Source organism: Streptomyces sp. NPDC026417 (genome assembly GCF_055567695.1).
Genome location: NZ_JBVHPY010000117.1, coordinates 1 through 1,730, shown reverse-complemented (window position 1 = coordinate 1,730; position 1,730 = coordinate 1). Strand labels below are relative to the sequence as shown.

The 1,730-nt window shown below is 64.0% G+C and carries 2 protein-coding genes; both read right to left on the bottom strand.

What is annotated here, in order from left to right:
• Positions 1-163: 1-deoxy-D-xylulose-5-phosphate synthase N-terminal domain-containing protein (locus ACZ4NT_RS39295; RefSeq protein WP_467730226.1), on the bottom strand; the 163-nt coding region annotated here is incomplete at its 3' end.
• A 260-nt stretch (positions 164-423) separates the two neighbouring features.
• The gene (locus ACZ4NT_RS39290; RefSeq protein ID WP_467730224.1) at positions 424-1,509 is read right to left on the bottom strand and encodes a polyprenyl synthetase family protein; all 1,086 of its coding nucleotides are present in this window, start codon (positions 1,507-1,509) and stop codon (positions 424-426) included.
• Positions 1,510-1,730 lie beyond the last annotated feature (221 nt).

Genomic DNA, 1,730 nt, shown 5'->3' with positions numbered 1-1,730 from the left:
CGATGGTCAGCTCGACGACACCGAGGTTGGGGCCGAGGTGGCCGCCGGTCTTGGAGACCTCTTCGACCAGGAACGTCCTGATCTCCTCGGCCAGCAGGGGCAGGTCGCCTGACGGCAGACCTTTGAGGTCCCGGGGGCCTTTCATGGTGTCCAGCAGGCTCATGGTTTCGGTCACCTGGTTCATCCCGGTTGTGGTCATATCCGGCGCTCTCTGCTCGCGTCTGTTCAGCGAGTTTGAGGGCCTCTTCGATCAGGGTCTCGGCGATCTTCGATTCGAGGCAGTCTGATGACCTTGCCTTGACGAAGATCTGGACCTTGCCGTCGCCGAGGTCGGCGTCGCGGGGGTTTGCCGAGGCCGATCTGCTTGCACCACAGTGCCGTGGTCATTTCGCTCACCTCATCGTTTCTGAGGCCTCGATACCATTAGGCGGATCGGTCGAGGAGGAAGACGGCCAGATCCTCCAGATTACTGATCGCTCCGGCGTGGAAGCGGTCATGTTTCAATTCGGCGAGGGCGCTGTGGACTAGGCGGCGCGCTTCCCGGGCGGCGTGGCTGTAGCCGCCGGCCTCGGCCACCAGATCGCCAATTCTGGCCAGGTTCTCATCCCCTCGGGCTGCGGGGTCCGTGCTGGCGGAGTTTTTGTCGGCAGCCATGAGCTCCCGCAGCCGGGAAGCGGCAGAATTCCGAGCGGTGAGCGCGGCAAGAATCGGATAGGTCTTCTTGCCGGCCCGCAGATCGTTGAGGACCGGCTTCCCGGTCACACCGGGATCGCCTGTCCCCGACAGGACATCGTCAACGATCTGGAAGGCTAGGCCCAGCCGGTGGCCGGCCTTCAACAGAGTCCCGACCACGTGGGGCGGACTTCCCCTGAGGACCGCTCCGACGGCTAGGGAACAGGCAATCAAGGCCCCGGTTTTCCCGGCGGCCATCGCCTGATACTCCGCCACACTGACCCTGTCGAGGCCGGTCCACGGACGACGCTCAAAAGCAAGGTCCTCGGCCTGCCCCTGGCACAGGTCTACCATCGCCTGTGACAGCAGCCGCACAGCCTGCCCTACGTCCTCCTGTACTGGTCGGGGCTGCGCGACGGAGCGGATCGCCAGCGCGAACAGAGCGTCCCCGGCCAGAACCGCCAAGCCCGTCCCAAACGTCTTCCACACGGTTAGGCGGTGCCGACGTGACTCGTCGCCATCCATGATGTCGTCATGAATGAGAGAGAAGGCGTGCAGCAGCTCCACCCCGACCGCCCCGGGCATAGCCTCTTCAGCCGGTTCGCCGACCAGTTCCGCAGACAGCAGAGCCAAAGCAGAGCGGAGCATCTTGCCGCCCCTACCACCGGTCGGTGTTCCGTCGGCCTCACACCAGCCGAACGAATACGCAGCCATCCGGGCCACCTCGGGATGCAACGATGCCACGGTGGTCCGCAGCTCCGGTTCCACCAGCGAGCGAGACCGCTCCAGCACATCGGGCGGACAAGCGGCCGTGGAAGCCGGTGCAGTCAGAGTCATGATCACGTTCCCTTCGGGGTGCTGGACAGGTCCCCGAGGTTTGCGACTCGCGCGTGGCTCCACCGTGGCGCAGGCCACGCTCCAGCCCTGTGAGTAATTGATACCCATATGACCATTTTAATAGTAAGACCGTGTCCTGCATGGTCAGTTTGAGGAGCCGTTTGTAGCAGCAGAGGGCTGCGGCCAGTCCGAGAAAGGCCAGGTAGTTGCCTGGTTTCCGC

Bases quoted from the DNA above. Each gene is read 5' to 3' on its own strand.
- ACZ4NT_RS39290 (WP_467730224.1), bottom strand. From the start codon at position 1,509: ATGACTCTGACTGCACCGGCTTCCACGGCCGCTTGTCCGCCCGATGTG.